At 71.4% G+C, this 21,461-nt stretch carries 18 protein-coding genes; 3 read left to right on the top strand and 15 right to left on the bottom strand.

Annotated elements, in window-relative coordinates; genetic code table 11:
- Positions 1-121: 121 nt before the first annotated feature.
- From BGP73_RS12805 to BGP73_RS12790, 4 genes are all read right to left on the bottom strand, one after another.
- Positions 122-1,024 carry an ABC transporter permease gene (locus BGP73_RS12805; RefSeq protein ID WP_069814460.1) on the bottom strand — a complete coding sequence of 301 codons (903 nt, stop codon included), beginning with the start codon at positions 1,022-1,024 and terminating at the stop codon, positions 122-124.
- Positions 1,011-1,976: an ABC transporter ATP-binding protein gene (locus tag BGP73_RS12800; protein ID WP_069814459.1), complete on the bottom strand. Its 966-nt coding sequence runs from the start codon at positions 1,974-1,976 to the stop codon at positions 1,011-1,013. Before BGP73_RS12800 ends, BGP73_RS12805 begins: the two co-directional genes overlap by 14 nt.
- A gap of 87 nt (positions 1,977-2,063) precedes the next feature.
- Positions 2,064-3,227, bottom strand: coding sequence for a LolA family protein (locus tag BGP73_RS12795; protein WP_069814458.1), 1,164 nt, complete (start codon positions 3,225-3,227; stop codon positions 2,064-2,066).
- Between the two features lie 237 nt (positions 3,228-3,464).
- Positions 3,465-4,478 (bottom strand): polyprenyl synthetase family protein, encoded by a 1,014-nt coding sequence (locus BGP73_RS12790; RefSeq protein ID WP_069814457.1) that lies wholly within the window; start codon positions 4,476-4,478, stop codon positions 3,465-3,467.
- 371 nt (positions 4,479-4,849) lie between these two features.
- On the opposite strand from BGP73_RS12790, the gene fahA reads away from it, so the two are divergent.
- Both fahA and BGP73_RS12780 read left to right on the top strand, forming a co-directional pair.
- Entirely contained in the window at positions 4,850-6,073 is a 1,224-nt protein-coding gene (gene fahA, locus BGP73_RS12785; protein ID WP_069814456.1) for a fumarylacetoacetase, read from the top strand.
- 125 nt (positions 6,074-6,198) lie between these two features.
- Entirely contained in the window at positions 6,199-6,867 is a 669-nt protein-coding gene (locus tag BGP73_RS12780; protein WP_069814455.1) for a GOLPH3/VPS74 family protein, read from the top strand.
- Positions 6,868-6,930: 63 nt separating this feature from the next.
- Here BGP73_RS12780 and BGP73_RS12775 read toward each other — a convergent pair whose 3' ends face one another.
- Positions 6,931-7,398: a hypothetical protein gene (locus BGP73_RS12775; protein WP_069814454.1), complete on the bottom strand. Its 468-nt coding sequence runs from the start codon at positions 7,396-7,398 to the stop codon at positions 6,931-6,933.
- Between the two features lie 195 nt (positions 7,399-7,593).
- Between BGP73_RS12775 and BGP73_RS12770 the strand changes: the two genes are divergently transcribed.
- Positions 7,594-8,202, top strand: a complete 609-nt coding sequence (locus BGP73_RS12770; protein WP_069814453.1) for a hypothetical protein — start codon at positions 7,594-7,596, stop codon at positions 8,200-8,202.
- 276 nt (positions 8,203-8,478) lie between these two features.
- Here the strand turns inward: BGP73_RS12770 and nuoN are convergent, their stop codons facing one another.
- The 10 genes from nuoN to nuoE are packed head-to-tail and all read right to left on the bottom strand — an operon-like array spanning position 8,479 to position 21,452.
- A complete protein-coding gene (gene nuoN / locus BGP73_RS12765) occupies positions 8,479-10,134 on the bottom strand; it encodes an NADH-quinone oxidoreductase subunit NuoN (protein ID WP_069814452.1) in 1,656 nt (551 codons plus the stop codon).
- Positions 10,131-11,741 (bottom strand): NADH-quinone oxidoreductase subunit M, encoded by a 1,611-nt coding sequence (locus tag BGP73_RS12760; protein WP_069814451.1) that lies wholly within the window; start codon positions 11,739-11,741, stop codon positions 10,131-10,133. Before BGP73_RS12760 ends, nuoN begins: the two co-directional genes overlap by 4 nt.
- A 1-nt stretch (position 11,742) precedes the next feature.
- Positions 11,743-13,650, bottom strand: coding sequence for an NADH-quinone oxidoreductase subunit L (nuoL, locus tag BGP73_RS12755; protein WP_069814450.1), 1,908 nt, complete (start codon positions 13,648-13,650; stop codon positions 11,743-11,745).
- A gap of 12 nt (positions 13,651-13,662) precedes the next feature.
- Entirely contained in the window at positions 13,663-13,962 is a 300-nt protein-coding gene (gene nuoK, locus BGP73_RS12750) for an NADH-quinone oxidoreductase subunit NuoK (protein ID WP_069814449.1), read from the bottom strand.
- Positions 13,959-14,783, bottom strand: coding sequence for an NADH-quinone oxidoreductase subunit J (locus BGP73_RS12745; protein ID WP_069814448.1), 825 nt, complete (start codon positions 14,781-14,783; stop codon positions 13,959-13,961). Before BGP73_RS12745 ends, nuoK begins: the two co-directional genes overlap by 4 nt.
- The gene (gene nuoI, locus BGP73_RS12740; protein ID WP_069814447.1) at positions 14,780-15,397 is read right to left on the bottom strand and encodes an NADH-quinone oxidoreductase subunit NuoI; all 618 of its coding nucleotides are present in this window, start codon (positions 15,395-15,397) and stop codon (positions 14,780-14,782) included. Before nuoI ends, BGP73_RS12745 begins: the two co-directional genes overlap by 4 nt.
- Positions 15,390-16,748 carry an NADH-quinone oxidoreductase subunit NuoH gene (nuoH, locus tag BGP73_RS12735; RefSeq protein ID WP_069814446.1) on the bottom strand — a complete coding sequence of 453 codons (1,359 nt, stop codon included), beginning with the start codon at positions 16,746-16,748 and terminating at the stop codon, positions 15,390-15,392. Before nuoH ends, nuoI begins: the two co-directional genes overlap by 8 nt.
- A complete protein-coding gene (locus BGP73_RS12730) occupies positions 16,745-19,306 on the bottom strand; it encodes an NADH-quinone oxidoreductase subunit G (protein WP_069814445.1) in 2,562 nt (853 codons plus the stop codon). The genes nuoH and BGP73_RS12730 overlap by 4 nt, the downstream gene beginning before the upstream one ends.
- Entirely contained in the window at positions 19,303-20,676 is a 1,374-nt protein-coding gene (gene nuoF, locus BGP73_RS12725; protein WP_069814444.1) for an NADH-quinone oxidoreductase subunit NuoF, read from the bottom strand. The genes BGP73_RS12730 and nuoF overlap by 4 nt, the downstream gene beginning before the upstream one ends.
- Complete coding sequence (gene nuoE, locus BGP73_RS12720) at positions 20,673-21,452, bottom strand: NADH-quinone oxidoreductase subunit NuoE (protein ID WP_069814443.1); 780 nt, start codon at positions 21,450-21,452, stop codon at positions 20,673-20,675. Before nuoE ends, nuoF begins: the two co-directional genes overlap by 4 nt.
- Positions 21,453-21,461 lie beyond the last annotated feature (9 nt).

The following is a 21,461-nucleotide window of genomic DNA, read 5'->3' as shown; positions in this document are numbered from 1 at the left end:
AGGCCACGGCCCCGCACCACCCACCGACCACACGCCACCACCCAGCACCCAGCCGACCGCACGCCACCCACCCACGCAGCACCCAGCACAGGCCGGCGCACCGGCCCCGCCTCCCGGGGGCTCAGACCGTGATGTCGCGGGTGGTGAAGCGCGCCCACGCCGCTGAGCCGAAGACCAGGGCGTAGAGACCCTGCAGGCCGAGGTTCCGGAGGAGCTCGTCCCAGTAGACCGGGGCGCGCAGCAGGTCGGCGAAGCTCAGCCAGTAGTGCGGGAAGAGGTAGGGGTGGATGGCGTGCAGTTGCGGGATGGTGTTCACGATCTGCACGGTGATCAGCAGCCCCACGGTGGTCGCCATCGCCGCGATGCCGCTGTTGGTGAGGGTGGAGACGAACAGCCCCAGAGTGGCGAGCCCCAGCAGTGAGAGCGCGACCGCGCCGGCCACCGCCAGGGTGCGGAGCAGTCCCTCCGAGAAGGGGACGGTGACCCCGGAGATCAGCGTGACGTCGCCCAGTGGGAACAGCAGCGCGCCGGTGGCGAGTGCGGAGAGGACCACCACGCCCGTGCCGACCAGGCAGAAGACGGCGACGGAGGCGTATTTGACGAGCAGCAGCCGGGTGCGGCCGGCCGGCGCGACCAGCAGGTAGCGCAGCGTCCCGGCGCCGGCCTCCCCTGCGACCGCGTCCCCCGCGACCACCGCGACGGCCATGGGCAGGAAGAACGGCAGGGTCGCGGCGAGCGAGGTGAAGACGAGGAAGAGGCCGTTGTTGGTCACCTGGGCGATGAAGGCCGGGCCTTCCCCGGCGCCCTCCCCGACGGGGCCGCCCTGGCCGGTCTCGATCCGCACGGCGATGCCGACCAGGACCGGCACCCCGGCGAGCACGCCGAGCAGGGCCAGGGTCCGCCAGCGGCGGAAGGTGAGCACCAGTTCGCTGCCGAGCAGCCCCGGGGTGGGGAGGAGTCTCCGCCGCTCCGCGGTGGGAGGCGGAGCGGAGACCGTGTCGGTGGTGGCTTCAGCCCGCGACATCGAAGCCCTCCCCGGTGAGCGCGAGGAAGGCGTCCTCCAGCGAGGGGCGTTCGAGACCGAAGGCGCGCACCCGTACTCCGTCCTCTACCAGGGCGGCGTTGAGGTCCGCCAGGTCGACCGGCTGTTCGCCGGGTCGGTTCCCCGGCGGTTCCCCGGTCACCTTCTCCTCGGCGACCTGGAGGTCCGCCACGCCGTGCCGCCGCAGGGTGCGGACGGCCCGGGCCGGATCCGGGGTGGTCACGGTCAGCCGCCCGCGTACCCCCGCGGAGAGCTGGGCGACCGGCGCCTGCACCAGGAGCCGGCCGCCGGCCATCACCGCCGCCTGGGTGCACACCTGCTCGATCTCGTCCAGCAGGTGGGAGGAGAGGAAGACCGTGGTGCCCTCGGCCGCCAGCCCTCGGATCAGGGTGCGGATCTCCCGCATCCCCTGGGGGTCGAGACCGTTGGTGGGCTCGTCGAGGACGAGCAGTCGGCGAGGACGGAGCAGGGCGGCGGCGAGGGCCAGCCGCTGCTTCATGCCCAGTGAGTACGCCCGCGCCTTCTTCCCGGCCACCGCGCCCAGCCCCACTCTGTCGAGCGCGGCGGCGACCCGGGCTGGCCTGGTCCGCGGCTCGGCGGCCGGATCGGCCGCGTCATAGCGGACCAAATTCTCCCGTCCGGTCAGGAAGCCGTAGAGGGCCGGCCCCTCGATGAGGGCCCCGACCTCCGGCATGACCTGCCGCACGGACGCCGGCATGGGCCGGCCGAGCACCCGCGCGGTTCCCGCGGTGGGCTCGACCAGCCCCATGAGCATGCGGATGGTGGTCGTCTTCCCGGAGCCGTTGGGCCCCAGGAAGCCGAACACACTGCCGCTCTCCACCGTCAGGTCGAGCCGGTCCACGGCCAGCCGCCCGCCCCGGAAGCGCTTGGTCAGGCCACGGGTCTCGATGACCCACTCGCCGTTGGACGGCAACTCTCCTCCTAATGCCGCGTCAGGTAGCGTTTGCCCGTCAAGGAGCGGCGTTCGTTGCCTGACGCGGCACTCTGTTCCCGGTGCCGGCTACCGAGCGCTGTCGGCTGCCTTGACCAGGGTCTCCTTGTCGACCGCGCCGGCGTAGACGGCACCGTCCTCGGTCAGCAGCGCGTTGACCAGCCGGGTCTTCAGCAGCCGGCCGGTGCCGAACTTGCCGTCGACCTTCTCGCCCAGGCTGTCGAGGAGTTTGCCGCCTTCGGCCGGGATCTCGCGCTGCTTGACGTCGCCGGAAAGCTCGGGGGCCTCCAGCCGGAGCACCGAGGTCCATCCGTCGCCGATGACGTCGAGCGCCGGCTCCGGCCGCTGCTTCCCGGTCCGCTTGCCGCTGTCCTCGTGCTCGGTGACCTTCGCGCCCTTCGGCGGGGTGAAGTCGAAGGACTTGGCGTCCGGGCGGGAGAAGTCCACCGAGGTGAACCCGGCCTCCACCGCGGGCTTGCCGCCGTCACTCGGCATGAGGGTGACCCGCAGCGGCACGCCCTTGTCGGCGTCCACGGCGATCCGCAGAGAGCCGATGGTGGAGCCGCCCTGCTTGGGCTTGATCAGCAGTTGGTAGGCGTCCCGGCCGGCGACCCTCGCGGTTCCGTCGACCGTCACCGAGGTGGTCTCGTCCACGGCGTCGAGCGCCTGCCGGGCGAGTTCGCGCGGGGTCGTCCCCGGCAGCTCCCGGTGGTGCTGCCGCGGTCCGGCCCCCTCGTCAGCGGTGGCGTGGTAGACGCTGTTGCTGGCGGAGTCGTAGGCCCACACCTGGTCGGCGTTGTGGATGAGGCTGTACTCCTGCGCTCCGTCGATGATGGCGACCCGCTGCTTATCGGGGCCGTCGGCGGCGACCCGCAGGGTGTGCGTCCCGGACCACAGCTCCATCAACTTGGCGCTCGGCTCGGCCGAGGACCCGCCCTCGCCGCTCCCGGCGCCCATGCCCGGCAGTTGGGGGAGCCCGAGATCGGTGTCGACCTTGACCGTGCCGGACAGCTGCTCGGTCTCCGACTCCGCTATCCGGGTGATGAGTTGCTCGGCGGAGAGCTTCGGCAGGTCCGGGCTGCCCGCGTTGGCCATCGCGGGTACGAGCGCCGCCGCCACCGCGGTCACCCCCACCAGCGCCACCGGCAGGGCGTAGCGGGCCGTTCTGCGCCTGCTCCCCGTGCCGTCGCCGTCCCAGTCTTCGCCGTGTTCTGTCGGCCGCTTGCGTGACATACGTCCTACCTCCGTGGTTGACGCCCGGCCAGGGCGGCGAACTCCCTCGCCGCCATTCTCACCGGACCTCCGCCTTCCTGCTCTCATCTCACCAAAGGCAGCGGCCTTATGCGTCAACCGACAGGTGCAACCTGTCGTACTGCCGGCGGAGGAGTCGCGTCCCGGCGGGTAAGACGAGAGGGCGTGTGCGGCCCCGAGCCCCGTCAGGGTCAGCCCTGAGGCGGACCCCGAACCGGGTCAGCCCGCGCGGTGCACCACCGCGTCGCAGAGTTCCTGCAGGGCCGACTTGGCGGCGCACTCGGGCAGCGGGTCCAGCATCGCGCGGGCCTCGGCCGCGTAGCGCACGGTCTCCCGCCGCGCCAGTTCCAGCGCGGGGTGGACCCGCAGCCTGCGCAGCACCTCGGCCAGCTTCTCGTCGTCACCGGCGAGGTCCGAGTCCAGGAGGGCGCAGAGTTCCAGGTCCTCCGGGGAGCCGCTCGCCTGGGCCTGCGCCCGGAGGTGGAGCACCGGCAGGGTGGCGACCCCCTCGCGCAGGTCGGTCCCCGGGGTCTTGCCGGACTCCCGGCTCTCGCTGGTGATGTCGAGGACGTCGTCGGCCAGTTGGAAGGCGATGCCGAGCCGCTCGCTGTACTGGGTGAGGATGTCCACGACGCTCTCGTCCGCGCCCGACATCATGGCGCCGAAACGGCCGGCGACGGCGATCAGCGAGCCGGTCTTGCCGGCGAGGACGTCGAGGTAGTGGTCGATCGGGTCGCGCCCGTCGCGTGGCCCGGCCGTCTCCAGGATCTGCCCGGTGACCAGCCGTTCGAAGGCTTCCGCCTGGATGAGCACCGCGGCCGGCCCGAGGTCGGCCAGGATGTGGGAGGCCCGGGCGAAGAGGAAGTCACCGGTGAGCACCGCCACCGAGTTGTCCCAGTTGGCGTTGGCGCTGGCCACACCGCGGCGTACGTCCGCCTGGTCCATGACGTCGTCGTGGTAGAGCGTCGCCAGGTGGGTGAGCTCCACGACCACCGCGGCCGGCACCACGCCGGGGGCGTGCGGGTCGCCGAACTGGGCGGCGAGGGTGACGAGCAGCGGCCGGAACCGCTTGCCGCCGGCCCGGACCAGGTGCTGCGCGGCGTCGGTGATGAACGGCACATCGCTCTTGGTGATCTCGAGCAGGCCCTCTTCGACAGCAGCCAACCCGGCCTGGAGGTCTGCCTCCAGCGCCTGGTCCCGCACGCTCAGCCCAAAGGGCCCGACGACGGTCACGAGCGTTTCTCCTGTCTCCAGACGACTACCGCGGGGTTCGAAGAGTCGCTGCCTCCACCCGGCAGCGTATCGGGTCAGCCGGGGATCCCGGTGGCCGCCTGTCCGTGCCAGCACCCTCGGAGCACCCCCTGACGGACTCGGTGGAGCTCACCGTGGTTTCGATCCGCTTTATACCGGTTCATACCGGCGGGCGCCGCCCGGCCCCGAGGCTCACCCACCCGGCCGACAGCCGCCATCCGACCGCCGGCCAGCGCTGTGACTCTCGCCACTTCTCCGGACGATCCGCCCACACCGGGCGCCCGAACCTCTTTGGGGGGCAAGCCGTAATCTGTGCCTGGCCCCTCAGGCGATCAGGAAGGCGAGGCAGTTCCATGCCCCAGCAGGACCCGTTCGACCTGCCGGCAGGCGACCCCTTCGGCCTGCACAACCTCCCCTACGGGGTGTTCAGCACGGTCGACGAACCGGGCCGTCGAAGAATCGGCGTGCGGTACGGCGACCGCGTCCTCGACCTGTCCACGGCGGCCAACGCGCTCGGCTCGGCCCACACCGACGTGCTCGCCAAGCCGACGCTCGGGCCGCTGCTGGCCGCCGGACGCCCGGTCTGGGAGGCCGTCCGCGCCAGCGTCGTCACCTGGCTCGGCTATCCGGCGATCGAGCCGTTCCTGCACCCGGTCAGCGGGGTCCGGATGCACCTGCCCTTCGAGGTCGCCGACTACGTCGACTTCTACGCCAGCGAGCACCACGCGTCGAACGTCGGCCGGATCTTCCGCCCCGAGGCGCCCTCACCGCTGACCCCGAACTGGAAGCACCTGCCGATCGGCTACCACGGGCGGGCCGGCAGCGTCGTGGTCTCCGGCACCCCCGTGACCCGGCCCAGCGGCCAGCGCCGGTCCCCCGGCGCGGCGGCCCCGGAGTTCGGCCCCTCGCGCAAGCTCGACATCGAGGCCGAGGTGGGCTTCGTCGTCGGCACCCCGTCGACCCTCGGCGCCCCGGTGCCGCTGTCGGCCTTCCGGGACCACGTCTTCGGGGTGTGCCTGGTCAACGACTGGTCGGCGCGGGACATCCAGTCCTGGGAGACCGTGCCGCTGGGGCCGTTCCTCGGCAAGTCCTTCGCCACCTCGATATCCGCCTGGATCACCCCGCTGGAGGCGTTGGAGGCCGCCCGTACCGCCCCGCCGGAGCGCGACCACCCGCTGCTGCCCTACCTGGACGACTCGGAGGCGGAGCCGGGCGGGCTGGACATCCGCCTCACGGTCGCGCTCAACGGGCACCCCGTCTCCGAGCCGCCGTTCGCCGGTATGTACTGGACGGCCGCCCAGCAACTGGCCCATATGACGGTGAACGGCGCCCCGCTGCGCACCGGCGACCTCTTCGCCTCCGGCACGGTCAGCGGCCCCCGGCTGGAGCAGCGCGGCTGTCTGCTGGAGATGACCTGGGACGGTCGCGACCCGGTCGAACTGCCCAGCGGCAGCCGGACCTTCCTGGAGGACGGTGACGAGGTCACCATCACCGCCTGGGCCCCGGGGCCCGGCGGAGTCCGCACCGGGCTGGGCGAGGTCACCGGCAGGATCCTCCCGGCCCCGCCGGCCGACTGACGGTCGCGCCGCGAGGTCGGGTGTCTGGCCGGATCCGACCGCACCGCCCCACCGGTCCCCTGCGCCCCGGCCCGTGCCGCGTACAATTCCGCACCACCCCGGAAGCGAGCGACAACGGAGCCCATATGGAACTGCCCGACGTCACTCTCGCCGAGGAGTTGCTCCTGCTGGCGCTCGACCCGGCCCGCGGCAGGACGCGCTGCGACGCCCGGGACCTCTCCTACGGTCTGGCCGCCGCGGCCCTCGCCGACCTGGAGCTCTCCGGGCGGATCGTGGAGCACCGCGGCCGGATCTCGGTGACCGATCCCCGCCCCCCGGCCGATCCGCTGCTCGCCAAGGTGCTCGTCAGCCTCGTGTCGCAGGACGGGGGCAGGGCCTCCAGGGGTGTACGGGTCCAGGCCTGGGTGCGCGGTGCGGCGCCGTACGTCGAGGAGATGTGCGCCCGGCGGCTGGCCGAGCGCGGCGCGGTGCGGGTGGAGATGCGCCGGGTGCTGCGGCTCTTCTCGACCCGCCGGCTGCCCGCCGGACCGCTGGACTGGTCGACCCCGAGCCGGGACCGGCTGGACGCGGCCGTGCGGAGCGGTTACCCGGACCGCCGCAGCCGGCTGCTGGGCGCCTTCGCCTCCGCGACCGGGCTGTCCGACGCCCTCTACACCGGCCTCGACTCCCGGCGGATCCGGCGGGAGATGCGGCAGTTGGCCCGGGAGGAGTGGCCTGCCTACGCGGTGCGGTGCGCCCTGGAGAAGCAGGAGGCCGCGGCCCCGCGCTCACCGCTGGCCCTGCTGGGGCAGTAGGGCCCGTCCGTTCTCTCTCCCCCGGTTCCGGTGGCCGAGCCGGTTCCGCGGCCCGGCGGTCCGTCATCGACCGTGTGCGGGCTCGCCGGAGGGGGCGGGCGGCTCGGCGCGTAGGCGCCATCCCGCGCTCTCCTCCTGCTGGTGCCAGAACTCGTGGAAGCGTCCGCGAGCCGCCAGCAGCTCCTCGACGGTGCCCTCCTCGGCCACGGCGCCGTCCTCGAGGAACAGGACGCGGTCGGCGTTGCGGACGGTGGCCGGCCGGTGGGTGACGATCACCCGGGTCCTCGGACGGTGGTCGGCGGTCGGGGCGTCCACGACGGCCGCCTCGTTCTCGGTGTCGAGAGCGCTGGTCGCCTTGTCCACGAGGAGCACCGGGGCGGGCTTGAGCAGGGCGCGGGCGATGCCGACGCGCTGGCGCTCGTCGCCGGAGAGCGCCGTACCGCCCTCGGCGGCGTAGCCGGCGGTGTCCACACCGTCGATCAACACGCGCCCCCGGGTCGGGGAGTGCAGCCCGGCGAGCAGGGCGAGCACCGTGCTCTTGCCGCTTCGCCGCCTCTCCTACCCGCCACGGTGCAACGCCCTTCCCACGTCGAGACGGCCACCATCAGAAGTTAGGGTGACCTGCCGGGCAGGCGGAGGCCAGGAGGCACCGAACGCGAACGCGGGACAGACCGCGCGGTCGCCACCGAAAATGGAGGCCGCCGGAAGCGGGGACGAGGGGGCACCATGAGCGGGGAGCGGTTCGAGCAGTACGGCGCCGTACGGCGGCGGCGGGAGGAGCGGAGCCTCAGGCTGTTCCCCGGTGTCATCCTGGTGGGATTGCTCGGCTGGTTCGTCTTCGGCTTCTTCCGCCGTCCGCCTGCCGGGACGCACGAGCGGCTGTTCGTCTGCGCTGCCGCCGCCCTGACCGCCGCGATCCTGGCGTTTCTGTGGTTCCTCTCCGCTCGCGTGCTGCCGGCGCTGGATCGCACGCCCCGGCGGGCGGTGGTGACGGGCTGGTCGGTGATCGAGGGGAAGGACGAGGACTTCGTGGACGAGCCGTACACCCTGGTGCGGGTGTCCTTGGTGGAGGACGGTTCTACCCATGCCTCGCACCTGGCCGACATCATCGCCCCGCAGTCCACCGACCGTTTCACCATCGGCTCACAGTGGTACGTCCACGCCTTCACCGGTTCGCAGACCTGGACGAGCGACCCTCTGCGCAGCCGGGTGATCCTGGCGCGAGAGCACGAGGACGTCATCCGCACCGGCTACTGCCTCTCGTCGGAGAAGGCGATGCATGTGCCCGGGCCCGGGTCGGATCTGCTGCTGCGGCGCTTCGAGAACGACCGGTGACCTCGGGGTCACCACCGCACCCGCCGCCGGCCCGACACACCCTCACCCCGAGCTGAGACGGTCGCCGAGGGCCATGCCCCGCTCTCCGGCCCCGGGTTCGCCGTACGCGCTGGCCCGACGGCCGGCTGCCGCCGCCGGGCGGAGAGCGCCCTCGCCCGTCTCCTCCTGGCTGAGCGGTTCTTCGTCTGGGCGCCCCAGCACAGGAGCGGCCGCGGAAACGACCGCTGCCCGACCTCCCCCATGGTGGGGAGACCGGGCAGCGGACCGTCGGACGGGCTACTGGGCGAAGGTGCCCGCCTGCCCCGCCAGGTCGAGGAAGTACTGCGGAGCCACGCCCAGCACCACCGTCACCGCGACCCCGACGGCGATGGCCGCCATCGTCATCGGGCTGGGCACCGCGACGGTGGGCCCCTCCGGGGTCGGATCGTTGAAGAACATCAGCACGATCACCCGGATGTAGAAGAACGCGGCGATGGCCGACGCCACCACACCGACGACCACCAGCGGCCCGGCGCCGCCCTCGGCCGCGGCCTTGAAGACCGCGAACTTGCCGGCGAAGCCCGAAGTCAGCGGGATGCCGGCGAAGGCGAGCAGGAACAGCGCGAAGACCGCCGCGGTCAGCGGCGAGCGCCGGCCGAGCCCGGTCCACTTCGACAGGTCAGTGGCCTCTCCCCCCGCGTCCCGCACCAGGGTGACCACGGCGAAGGCGCCGACGGTGGTGAAGGAGTAGGCCGCGAGGTAGAAGAGGACCGAGGAGATCCCCGAGGGGGTCATGGCGATGACGCCGGCGAGGATGAACCCGGCGTGCGCGATCGACGAGTAGGCGAGCAGCCGCTTCACATCGGTCTGGGTGATCGCCACGATCGCACCGAGCAGCATGGTCACGATGACCACGCCCCACATCACCGGACGCCAGTCCCAGCGCATCCCGGGCAGCACCACGTAGAGCAGCCGGAGCAGCGCGCCGAAGGCGGCCACCTTCGTCGCCGCGGCCATGAAGCCGGTGACCGGGGTGGGCGCGCCCTGGTAGACGTCCGGCGTCCACATGTGGAACGGCACGGCGCCGACCTTGAACAGCAGGCCCATGAGGAGCAGCGCACCGCCGATGAGCAGCAGCGCGTCGTTGCCCATCGTCCCGGCGAGCGCCGGGTCGATCTGCTGGGTGGAGCCGTCGACCACCCGGGCGATACCCGAGTAGGTGACGGTGCCGGCGTAGCCGTACAGCAGCGCGATCCCGAACAGCAGGAAGGCCGAGGAGAAGGCTCCGAGCAGGAAGTACTTGATCGCGGATTCCTGCGAGAGCAGGCGCTTGCGCCGGGCGAGGGCGCAGAGCAGGTAGAGCGGCAGCGAGAAGACCTCCAGCGCCACGAAGAGCGTCAGCAGGTCGTTGGCCGCGGGGAAGACCAGCATCCCGCCGACCGCGAAGAGCAGCAGCGGGAAGACCTCGGTGGTGGTGAACCCGGCCCGGACGGCGGCCTGTTCGGCTGGGCCGCCGGGCACCGAGGCCGCCTGGGCGGCGAAGGAGTCGACCCGCTGGCCGTGGGCCGCCGGGTCCAGCCGCCGCTCGGCGAAGGTGAAGATCGACACCGCCGCGACCAGCAGGATGGTGCCCTGGAGGAAGAGCGCCGGTCCGTCGACGGCCACCGCGCCCATCGCCGCGACGCCCGCCTTCTTCTCCGAGTGGCCGGAGGCGGCCAACCCGACGACCGCCGCGAAGGCGGCCGCCAGGGCGAGGAAGGAGAGCAGCAGTTGCCCGTAGTAGCGGGCGCGCCGGGGGAGGAACGCCTCGAACAGGATGCCGATCACGGCCGCGCCGAGGACGATCAGTGTGGGGGTCAGCAGCCCGAAGTCGATGTCCGGGGCCGTGATCTTGGTCGGCCCCTCGGCCGCCAAAGTTGTCCACAGGCTGTGGACGGTTGCCGTGTCGCTCACTTGCCGGCCTCCACGTCTTGCGCGGCCACTTCAGGCTTCGGATCGGTCTTGTGCACGTCGGAGAGCGTGTGCTTGACCGCCGGGTCGACGATCTCGGTCAGCGGTTTCGGGTAGACGCCCAGGCCGATCAGCAGCGCGATCAGCGGGCCGGCCACCAGCAGCTCCCGCATCCGGAGGTCCGGCATGGTGCGGATCGCGTCCTTCACCGGACCGGTCATGGTGCGCTGGTAGAGCACCAGGACGTACAGCGCGGCGAGCACGATGCCGATGGTGGCGAGGACTCCGATCACCGGGTAGCGGCTGAACGTGCCGACCAGCACCAGGAACTCGCTGACGAACGGCGCCAGGCCGGGCAGCGAGAGGGTGGCCAGTCCGCCGACGAGGAAGGTGCCCGCCAGCAGGGGGGCCACCTTCTGCACGCCGCCGAAGTCGGCGATGAGCCGCGATCCGCGCCGCGAGATGAGGAAGCCGGCCACCAGCAGCAGGGCCGCGGTGGAGATGCCGTGGTTGACCATGTAGAGCGTCGCGCCGCTCTGGCCCTGACTGGTCATCGCGAAGATGCCCAGGATGATGAAGCCGAAGTGCGAGATCGAGGCGTAGGCGATCAGCCGCTTGATGTCGCGCTGGGCGATCGCCAGCAGCGCACCGTAGATGATGCTGATCACCGCGAGCACCAGGATCGCCGGCGTCGCCCAGGCACTCGCTCCGGGGAACAGCCCGAGGCAGAAGCGGAGCATCGCGAAGGTGCCGACCTTGTCCACCACAGCCGTGATCAGCACCGCCACCGGAGCGGTGGACTCCCCCATCGCGCCGGGCAGCCAGGTGTGCAGCGGCCACAGCGGCGCCTTGACGGCGAAGGCGAAGAAGAAGCCGAGGAACAGCAGCCGTTCGGTGCTGGTGGCGATGTTCAGGTCGCCCGCGGCGTGCGCCTGGGTGATCTGCTGGAGGGAGAAGGTGCCCGTGCCCAGCTGGTCGGCGGTGACCACGTAGAGCCCCACGACCGCGGCGAGCATGACCAGCCCGCCCGCCAGGTTGTAGAGCAGGAACTTCACCGCGGCCCTGCTGCGCTGCTTCGCGGCCTGCTCCTCGCCCTGGGCGTGTGCCCGGTCCCCGAAGCCCCCGATGAGGAAGTACAGCGGGATGAGCATGGCTTCGAAGAAGATGTAGAAGAGGAAGACGTCGGTGGCCTCGAAGGAGAGGATCACCATCGCCTCGATCATCAGGATCAGCGCGAAGAAGCCCTGGGTCGGCCGCCAGCGGCGGTTGGGCTCGCTCTCCTCCAGCGCGTCCGCGTCCCGCCAGCCGGCGAGGATCACGAACGGGACCAGCAGCGCGGTCAGCGCGATGAGCGCCACCCCGATGCCGTCCACCCCGAGTTCGTAGCGGACGCCGAAGTCGGCGATCCAGGAGTGCGACTCGGTGAGCTGGTAGCGGGAGCCGCCCGGGTCGAAGCGGGCGAGCACGACCGCCGCCAGCCCGAAGGTGCCGATCGAGACGAGCAGCGCGAGCCACTTCGCGACGTTCCGCCGGGCCGCGGGTACGGCGGCCGTGGCGACCGCGCCGAGCGCGGGCAGCACGGCCGTGGCCGTCAGTAGGGGAAAGGACATGTCAGACCGCCCTCATCAGCAGGGTCGCGGCGATGAGGATCGCCGTACCGCCGAACATCGAGACCGCGTAGGAGCGAACGAAGCCGTTCTGCATCCTCCGCATCTGGCCGGAGAGTCCGCCGACCGCCGCCGCGATGCCGGTCACCGCTCCGTCCACGCCCTTGGCGTCGACGCGGGCCAGGCCGCGGGTCAGGTGTTCGCCGGGCTTGACCAGGACCACGTGGTTGAAGTCGTCCTGGAGCAGGTCGCGGCGGGCGGCCCGGGTGAGCCAGCTGCCGCGGGGGGCCTCCACCGGCACCGGCTTGCGGCCGTACTGGAGCCAGGCGAGCGCCACACCGATCAGCAGCACCAGCATGGTGGCCGCGGTGACGGTGGTCGCGCTGACCGGCGAGTTGCCGTGGGAGTGGCCGGTCACCGGCTGGAGCCAGTTCAGGAAGGAGCTGTTCCAGCTGAACAGCCAGCCGGCGAAGACCGAGCCGAAGGCGAGCACGATCATCGGGATGGTCATGGTCTTCGGCGACTCGTGCGGGGTGGGCTCCGTGCCGGAGGCGTTCTTGGCCGCCGCGCCCTTCCACCGCTCCTCGCCGAAGAAGGTCAGCAGCATGACCCGGGTCATGTAGTACGCCGTGATGGCCGCACCGACCAGGGCGACGGTGCCGAGCACCCAGCCCTGGGTGCCGCCCTTGGCGAAGGCCGCCTCGATGATCTGGTCCTTGGACCAGAAGCCGGAGAGCCCCGGGAAGCCGATGATGGCCAGGTAGCCGAGCCCGAAGGTGGCGAACGTGACCGGCATGTACTTCCGCAGGCCGCCGTACTTCCGCATGTCGACCTCGTCGTTCATGCCGTGCATGACCGATCCGGCGCCGAGGAAGAGCCCGGCCTTGAAGAAGCCGTGGGTGACCAGGTGCATGATGGCGAAGACGTAGCCGACGGGGCCGAGCCCGGCCGCCATGATCATGTATCCGATCTGCGACATGGTCGAACCGGCGAGCGCCTTCTTGATGTCGTCCTTGGCGCAACCGACGATCGCACCGAAGAGCAGGGTGACCGCGCCGACGACCACCACGGCCGTCTGCGCGTCCGGTGCCCCGTTGAAGATCGCCCCGGACCGGGTGATCAGGTACACGCCGGCGGTCACCATGGTGGCCGCGTGGATCAGGGCCGAGACCGGGGTCGGGCCCTCCATGGCGTCGCCGAGCCAGCTCTGCAGCGGCACCTGGGCCGACTTGCCGCAGGCGGCCAGGAGCAGCAGCAGACCGATCGCCGTCAGCTTGCCCTCGCTGGCTCCACCCACCGCCCCGAAGACGGGACCGAAGGCGAAGGTGCCGAAGGTCGTGAACATCAGCATGATGGCGATGGACAGGCCGAGGTCGCCGACCCGGTTGACGATGAAGGCCTTCTTCGCCGCCGTCGCCGCGCTCGGCTTGTGCTGCCAGAAGCCGATCAGCAGGTAGGACGCGAGTCCGACGCCCTCCCAGCCCGCGTACAGCAGGAGGAAGTTGTCGGCGAGCACGAGCAGCAGCATCGCCGCCAGGAACAGGTTCAGGTAGCCGAAGAAGCGGCGCCGCCGCTCGTCGTGCTCCATGTAGCCGATCGAGTAGATGTGGATCAGGGTGCCCACACCCGAGATCAGCAGCACGAAGGTCATCGACAGCTGGTCGAGCTGGAATCCGAGGTCGGCCTGGAAACCCTCGACCGGGATCCAGCTGAACAGGTGCTGGTGCAGGGTGCGTTGACTGCCGTCCCGGCCCAGCATGTCGGCGAACAGCAGCACGCCGACGACGAAGGAGGCCGCCGCGAGCACCGTGCCGAGCAGGTGGCCGGCGCGGTCGAGCCGCTTCCCGCCGCACAGCAGCACGGCCGCGCCGACGAGCGGCGCCGCGACGAGCAGTCCGATGAGGTTCTCCACTGTTGCGACCCCTTACAGCTTCATCAGGCCGGCGTCATCGACCGAGGCCGAGTGGCGGGAACGGAAGAGCGTCACGATGATCGCCAGGCCGACCACGACCTCGGCGGCGGCGACGACCATCGTGAAGAAGGCGATGATCTGGCCGTCGAGGTTGCCGTGCATCCGCGAGAAGGTGACGAACGCCAGGTTGCAGGCGTTGAGCATCAGCTCGACGCACATGAAGACGACGATGGCGTTCCGCCGGATCAGCACCCCGGCGGCACCGATGGTGAACAGCAGCGCCGCGAGGTAGAGGTAGTTGACCGGGTTCACTTGGTGACCTCCTCGCTGGGCGCTTCGCCGCGCTCCAGCCGCGTCTCGGAGCGGTGCTCCAGCGCGGCCAGCTCCGCCAGGGCCTCGCCCGAGACGTCGCGGATCTGACCCCGGGCGCGCAGCGTCGGGTTGACGGTGAGTTCCGAGGGGGTGCCGTCCGGCAGCAGGCCGGGGATGTCCACCGCGTTGTGCCGGGCGTAGACACCGGGTGCGGGCAGCGGCGGCAGTTGCTTGCCCTCCCGGACCCGCGCCTCGGCCAGCTCGCGCTGGGTGGCGGCCCGCTCGGTGCGCTCCCGGTGGGTGAGCACCATGGCGCCGACGGCCGCGGTGATCAGCAGCGCACCGGTGATCTCGAACGCGAACACGTACTTCGTGAAGATGAGCGAGGCCAGCCCGTAGACGTTGCCCTGGGCGTTGGCCTGCCCGAGTCCCATGAAGTTCCAGCTGCGCAGCGAGGCGTTGCCGATACCGGCGATCAGCAGGATGCCGAAGCCCAGGCCGCAGGCGACGGCCAGCCAGCGCTGGCCCTTCAGCGTCTCCTTGAGGGAGTCGGCGGCGGTGACGCCGACCAGCATCACGACGAACAGGAAGAGCATCATGATCGCGCCGGTGTAGACCACCACCTGCACGATGCCCAGGAAGTAGGCGCCGTTGGCGAGGTAGAAGACCGCCAGGACGATCATGGTGCCGGCCAGACAGAGCGCCGAGTGAACGGCGCGGCGCAGCAGAATGGTGCCGAGCGCGCCGAGCACGGCGACCGTTCCCAGCACCCAGAACTGGATGGCCTCTCCGGTGGAGGCGGCGGCGGCGAGCGTGTTCACTTCCCGGCCACCCCCTCCACCGTGGGTTCGGCCTCGGTGGACTCCGCCGCGGGCTCGGCCGGGGCCTCGCCCTTGGAGACGGCGGTCTGCCGCACCGTCCCGGGGGCGGCCTCGGTGACCAGCCCGCGGTAGTAGTCCTGCTCGTCCATGCCCGGGAAGATCGCGTGCGGTGAGTCGACCATGCCTTCGCGCAGGCCCACCAGCAGCTCCTCCTTGGTGTAGATGAGGGATTCCCGGGAGGAGTCGGCGAGCTCGTACTCGTTGGTCATGGTGAGCGCCCTGGTCGGGCAGGCCTCGACGCACAGCCCGCACAGGATGCAGCGCAGGTAGTTGATCTGGTAGACGCGGCCGTAGCGCTCACCCGGGGAGTAGCGCTCCTCCTCGGTGTTGTCCGCGCCCTCCACGTAGATCGCGTCCGCCGGGCAGGCCCAGGCGCACAGCTCGCATCCGATGCACTTCTCCAGCCCGTCCGGGTGCCGGTTGAGCTGGTGCCGGCCGTGGAAGCGAGGAGCGGTGTCCTTCTTCTGCTCCGGGTACTGCTCCGTCAGCCGCTTCTTGAACATGGCCTTGAAGGTCACGCCGAAGCCGGCCACGGGGTTCTGGAAGTCAGCCATTGTGCGCCTCCTCCTCGGTGGCGGTTTCGGCCGGCACGTTCCCGGCGAGCACCCGCTCCTGCCGCGAGGGTCGTCGGGGTACGGGCGGCAGGGTCTGTCCCGGCAGCGGTGGTACGGGGTAGCCGCCCGCCATCGGATCGAACACCGGCTCGGCTTCGGACTCAGCCTCGGCGGCCGCCTGCTTATCGCTCCGCTCGCGGAAGAGGTCGACCACGAAGGAGAGCAGCAGGATCAACAGGACCGCGGCGACGACGTAGAAGACGATGTCGCGGAACTCGTAGTTCTCGTTGCGCAGCGCCCGGACGGTGGCGACCATCATCAGCCAGACCATCGAGACCGGGATGAGCAGCTTCCAGCCGAGCTTCATCAGCTGGTCGTAGCGGACGCGTGGCAGCGTGCCACGGAGCCAGATGAAGAAGAAGAGCAGCGCGTGGAGCTTGATGGTGAACCAGAGGATCGGCCACCAGCCGTGGTTCGCGCCCTCCCAGTAGGTGCTGATCGGCCAGGGGGCCCGCCAGCCGCCGAGGAAGAGGGTGACCGCGACCGCCGAGACGGTGACCATGTTGACGTACTCGGCCAGCATGAACATCGCGAACTTGATCGACGAGTACTCGGTGTTGAAGCCGCCGACGAGGTCGCCCTCGGACTCCGGCATGTCGAAGGGCGCGCGGTTGACCTCGCCGACCATCGCCACGATGTAGATCACGAAGGAGACCGGCAGCAGGATCGCGAACCAGCGGTCCTCCTGGGCCTCCACGATGGTGGAGGTCGACATCGACCCGGAGTAGAGGAAGACGGCCGCGAAGGAGAGGCCCATCGCGATCTCGTAGCTGATCACCTGGGCGACCGAGCGCATCCCGCCGAGCAGCGGGTACGTGGAGCCGGAGGACCAGCCGGCGAGCACGATGCCGTAGATGCCGACCGAGGCGACCGCCAGGATGTAGAGGACGGCGACCGGCAGGTCGGTCAGCTGCATCGTGGTGCGGTGGCCGAAGATCGAGATCTCGTTGCCCGCCGGACCGAACGGGATCACCGCGATCGCCATGAAGGCGGGTACCGCGGCGATGATCGGCGCCAGGATGTAGACGATCTTGTCGGACCGCTTGACGACGACGTCTTCCTTCAGCATCAGCTTGATGCCGTCGGCCAGCGACTGCAGCAGGCCCCAGGGGCCGTGCCGGTTGGGTCCGATGCGCCGCTGCATCCAGGCGACGACCTTGCGCTCCCAGACGATCGAGAAGAGCACGGTCAGCATCACGAAGGCGAAGCAGAAGATCGCCTTGATGCCGACCAGCCACCACGGGTCCTGCCCGAACAGGGACAGGTCTTCTGCGGCAAGCTGCCAGTTCATGCCTTCACCTCCTGGGCCGCTGCGTCGGCGGCGCGGTTCGCCCCCGGCGACAGCTTCACCAGCGCCCCGGGGAGGGCTCCGGTGTCGGATCCGACGCCCGCGCCGACCGAGTTGAGCGGCACCCAGACGACCCGGTCGGGCATCGGGGTGATCTTCAGCGGCAGTTCGACGGAGCCGGCCGGTCCGCTGACCCGCAGCGGCTGGCCGTCGGCGACCCCCGCCTCGGCGGCCGTCGCGGCGGAGAGCCGGGCGACCGCCGGGTGCCGGGTACCGGCCAGCGCATCGTCGCCGTCCTGCAGCCGGCCCTGGTCGAGCAGTAGCCGGTGGCCGGCGAGGACCGCCTCGCCCTCGGCGGGCCGGGGCATCGGCCGGGTGTTCTCCTCCGGAGCGGTGGCCCGCGGCCCGTCCCAGCCGCCCAGGCGGTCCAGCTCCCGGCGGGCGGCACGGACGTCCGGCAGCCCGAGGTGGACGTCGCCGCCCTCGACGCCGGCGACCGCGTCGGCGAGCATGTGCAGCACCCGGCCGTCCGGCATGACGTGCCGGCGGGTCATCTGCTCCGGCTTGATGGCTGCTTCGAAGACCCTGGCCCGCCCCTCCCAGTTGAGGAAGGTGCCGGACTTCTCGGCCACCGCGGCGACCGGCAGCACCACATCGGCCCGCTCGGTGACCTCCGAGGGCCGCAGCTCCAGGCTGACCAGGAAGCCGACTGCGTCCAGCGCCTGCCGGGCCCGGGCCGGGTCGGGGAGGTCCGCGACCTCGACGCCGCCGACGAGCAGCGCCCCCAGCTCCCCGCTGGCGGCCGCCTCGATGATCTCGGAGGTGTCGCGGCCGTAGCGGTAGGGCAGCGCCTCGGCGGCCACTCCCCAGACATCGGCGACCTCCTCGCGGGCGCGCATGTCCGCGACCGGACGGCCACCGGGCAGCAGCCCGGGCAGCGCGCCGGCCTCGACCGCGCCGCGCTCACCGGCCCGCCGCGGGATCCACACCAGGGTGGCCCCGGTGGCGGTGGCGGTGCGTACGGCGGCGGTCAGCGCTCCGGGGACGGCGGCGAGCCGCTCGCCCAGGACGATGATCGTGCCCTCGCCGCGGAGCGCCTCGGCCGCCTGCTGTCCGGCGGCGTCCAGGCCGACTCCGCCGGCCAGCGCGTCGAACCACTCGGTCTCGGTGCCGGGCGCGGCCGGCAGCAGCGTGCCTCCCGCCTTCTTCAACCCGCGGGTGGCGTGGCTGGCCAGGGCGAAGGTGCGCTGGCCGTGCTTGCGGTGCGCCTTGCGGAGCCGGAGGAAGACGCCGGGCGCCTCCTCCTCGGCCTCGAACCCGGCGAGCAGTACCGCCGGCGCCTTCTCCAGGGCGGTGTAGGTGACCCCGGCGCCGTCCAGGTCCCGGCCGTGGCCGGCCACCTTGGCGCCGAGGAAACCGGTCTCCTCGGCGCTGTGCGCCCGGGCCCGGAAGTCGATGTCGTCGGTGCCCAGCACCAGGCGGGCGAACTTCGCGTAGGCGTAGGCGTCCTCGACGGTCAGCCGGCCGCCGGTGAGCACCGCCGCCCCGGAGCCGCCCTCCCGGGCGGTGCGGGCCCGGGCCGCGGAGAGTCCGCGGGCGGCGGTCTCCAGCGCCTCCGGCCAGCTCGCGGGCGTCAGCTCACCGGTGTCGGCGTCCCGGACCAGCGGGGTGGTCAGCCGGTCCGGCCGCTGCGCGTAGCGGAAGCCGAAGCGCCCCTTGTCGCACATCCACTCCTCGTTGACCTCGGGGTCCTCGCCCGCGAGGCGGCGCATCACCTTGCCGCGCCGGTGGTCGGTGCGCATCGAGCAGCCGCCCGCACAGTGTTCGCAGATGCCCGAGGACGACACCAGGTCGAAGGGGCGGGAGCGGAACCGGTAGGCGGCCGAGGTGAGCGCGCCGACCGGGCAGATCTGGATGGTGTTGCCGGAGAAGTACGACTGGAACGGCTCGTCCTCGCCGGTGCCGACCTGCTGCAGCGCACCGCGCTCCAGCAGTTCGATCATCGGGTCGCCGGCGATCTGGTTGGAGAAGCGGGTGCAGCGGGCGCACAGCACGCACCGCTCGCGGTCCAGCAGCACCTGCCGGGAGATCGGGACGGGCTTCTCGTAGGTCCGCTTCCGCCCGTCGAACCGGCTCTCCGCCTGGCCGGCGGACATCGCCTGGTTCTGCAGCGGGCACTCCCCGCCCTTGTCGCAGACCGGGCAGTCCAGCGGGTGGTTGATGAGCAGCAGCTCCATCACACCGCGCTGGGCCTTCTCCGCCACCGGGGAGGTGAGCTGGGTCCGCACCACCATGCCGTCGGTGCAGGTGATGGTGCAGGAGGCCATGGGCTTGCGCTGGCCCTCGACCTCGACGATGCACTGCCGGCAGGCGCCGACCGGGTCCAGCAGCGGGTGGTCGCAGAACCGGGGGATCTCGATGCCGAGCTGCTCGGCGGCGCGGATGACGAGCGTGCCCTTCGGCACGCTGATGCCGATGCCGTCGATGGTGAGTGACACGAGGTCTTCCGGCGGTACCGCCGACTCGCCCCCGGAGGAGGGTGCATTGGTGGTCACAGTCATGCCTTCACCTCCAGGTGGGAGGACGTCGGGCCGTCGGCCCAGAGGGTGGACTTGGCGGGGTCGAAGGGGCACCCGCCGCCGGTGATGTGCTGCTCGTACTCCTCGTGGAAGTACTTGAGCGAGGAGAAGATCGGGCTCGCGGCGCCGTCGCCGAGCGCGCAGAACGACTTGCCGTTGATGTTGTCGGCGATGTCGTGCAGCTTCTCCAGGTCGGACATCAGGCCCTTGCCGGCCTCGATGTCCCGGAGCAGCTGGACGAGCCAGTAGGTGCCCTCCCGGCAGGGGGTGCACTTGCCGCAGGATTCGTGCGCGTAGAACTCCGTCCAGCGGGTGACCGCGCGGACCACGCAGGTGGTCTCGTCGAAGCACTGGAGGGCCTTGGTGCCCAGCATGGAGCCGGCGGCGCCGACGCCCTCGTAGTCGAGCGGCACGTCCAGGTGCTCGTCGGTGAGGATGGGCGTGGACGAGCCGCCCGGCGTCCAGAACTTCAGCCGGTGCCCGGGACGGATCCCGCCGCCCATCTCCAGCAGCTGGCGCAGGGTGATGCCCAGCGGCGCCTCGTACTGGCCGGGGCTGACCACGTGGCCGGAGAGCGAGTAGAGGGTGAATCCAGGGGACTTCTCGCTGCCCAGGGAGCGGAACCACTCCTTACCGCGGTTGAGGATGGCGGGCACCGAGGCGATCGACTCGACGTTGTTCACCACCGTCGGGCAGGCGTAGAGGCCCGCGACCGCCGGGAACGGCGGCCGCAGTCGGGGCTGTCCGCGCCGCCCCTCCAGGGAGTCGAGCAGCGCGGTCTCCTCGCCGCAGATGTAGGCCCCGGCGCCGGCGTGCACGGTGACCTCGAGGTCCCGTCCGCTGCCGAGCGCGTCCTTGCCGAGGAGTCCGGCCTGGTAGGCCTCGCGGACCGCCTCGTGCAGCCGCCGGAGCACCGGCACGGTCTCACCGCGCAGGTAGATGAAGGCGTGGGAGGAGCGGATCGCGTAGCAGGCGATCGCGATGCCCTCCAGCAGCGCGTGCGGGTTGGCGAAGAGCAGCGGGATGTCCTTGCAGGTGCCCGGCTCCGACTCGTCGGCGTTGACGACGAGGTAGTGCGGCTTGTCGTCGCCCTGCGGGATGAACTGCCACTTCATACCGGTGGGGAAGCCGGCGCCGCCGCGGCCGCGCAGGCCGGACTCCTTGACGTAGGCGATGACCTCGTCGGGCTCCATGGCCAGCGCCTTGCGCAGCCCCTCGTACCCCTGGTGCCGCCGGTAGGTCTCCAGCGTCCAGGAGTTCGGCTCGTCCCAGAACTCGGAGAGGACCGGCGAGAGGAGTTTCTCCGGGCTCGCACCGCTCTCGTTGCCGTTCACGTTCGCGGCCAAGGTCATCGTTCACCGTCCTCGGTCGCGGGTCCGGCCGACTGCTGCGGCTCGGACGCCGACGTCTGCTCGTCCCCGCCCGCCGGGTCGGTCTCGCCGCGCGGCGGCACCACCTTGGCCGGCGCGGTCTCGCCCTTGGCGAGCCGCAGTCCGACGAGTGAGGCGGGGCCGGCGCCGCCGGACGCCTCGACCGCACCGGGCCGCGGGTCGGGGAAGCCGGCCAGGATCCTCGCGGTCTCCTTGTACGTGCACAGCGGCGCGCCGCGGGTGGGCTCGACGCTCCGGCCGGCGCGCAGTTCGTCCACGAGTTGCTTGGCCGACTCGACCGTCTGGTTGTCGAAGAACTCCCAGTTGACCATCACGACCGGGGCGAAGTCGCAGGCGGCGTTGCACTCGATGTGCTCTAGCGTGACCTTGCCGTCCTCGGTGGTCTCGTTGTTTCCGACCCGCAGGTGCTCCTGGAGCGCCTCGAAGATGGCGTCGCCGCCCATCACCGCGCAGAGGGTGTTGGTGCAGACGCCGACCTGGTAGTCGCCGGAGGGCTTGCGCCGGTACATCGTGTAGAAGGTGGCGACCGCGCTGACCTCGGCGGTGGTGAGGTCCAGCACCTCGGCGCAGAACCGGATGCCGGTGCGGCTGACGTGCCCTTCCTCGGACTGCACCAGGTGCAGCAGCGGCAGCAGCGCGGAGCGGCTGTCGGGGTAGCGGGCGATCACCTCCTCCGCGTCCTTCTGGAGCCGGGCGCGCACCTCGGCGGGGAAGTCGGGCGCGGGGAGCTGCGGCATCCCCAAACT

It is taken from the genome of Streptomyces sp. TP-A0874, assembly GCF_001748085.1.
Classification (GTDB): domain Bacteria; phylum Actinomycetota; class Actinomycetes; order Streptomycetales; family Streptomycetaceae; genus Streptomyces.
This window is presented reverse-complemented; position numbering and strand designations above follow the sequence as displayed.

What these genes read in the sequence shown, in the direction of transcription:
- BGP73_RS12760 (WP_069814451.1), bottom strand. Translation starts at nt 11,741, where the DNA reads ATGTCCTTTCCCCTACTGACGGCCACGGCCGTGCTGCCCGCGCTCGGC.
- fahA (WP_069814456.1), top strand. Translation starts at nt 4,850, where the DNA reads ATGCCCCAGCAGGACCCGTTCGACCTGCCGGCAGGCGACCCCTTCGGC.
- BGP73_RS12770 (WP_069814453.1), top strand. Translation starts at nt 7,594, where the DNA reads ATGAGCGGGGAGCGGTTCGAGCAGTACGGCGCCGTACGGCGGCGGCGG.
- BGP73_RS12795 (WP_069814458.1), bottom strand. Translation starts at nt 3,227, where the DNA reads ATGTCACGCAAGCGGCCGACAGAACACGGCGAAGACTGGGACGGCGAC.
- nuoF (WP_069814444.1), bottom strand. Translation starts at nt 20,676, where the DNA reads ATGACCTTGGCCGCGAACGTGAACGGCAACGAGAGCGGTGCGAGCCCG.
- nuoH (WP_069814446.1), bottom strand. Translation starts at nt 16,748, where the DNA reads ATGAACTGGCAGCTTGCCGCAGAAGACCTGTCCCTGTTCGGGCAGGAC.
- nuoI (WP_069814447.1), bottom strand. Translation starts at nt 15,397, where the DNA reads ATGGCTGACTTCCAGAACCCCGTGGCCGGCTTCGGCGTGACCTTCAAG.
- nuoE (WP_069814443.1), bottom strand. Translation starts at nt 21,452, where the DNA reads ATGCCGCAGCTCCCCGCGCCCGACTTCCCCGCCGAGGTGCGCGCCCGG.
- BGP73_RS12730 (WP_069814445.1), bottom strand. Translation starts at nt 19,306, where the DNA reads ATGACTGTGACCACCAATGCACCCTCCTCCGGGGGCGAGTCGGCGGTA.
- BGP73_RS12780 (WP_069814455.1), top strand. Translation starts at nt 6,199, where the DNA reads ATGGAACTGCCCGACGTCACTCTCGCCGAGGAGTTGCTCCTGCTGGCG.
- BGP73_RS12805 (WP_069814460.1), bottom strand. Translation starts at nt 1,024, where the DNA reads ATGTCGCGGGCTGAAGCCACCACCGACACGGTCTCCGCTCCGCCTCCC.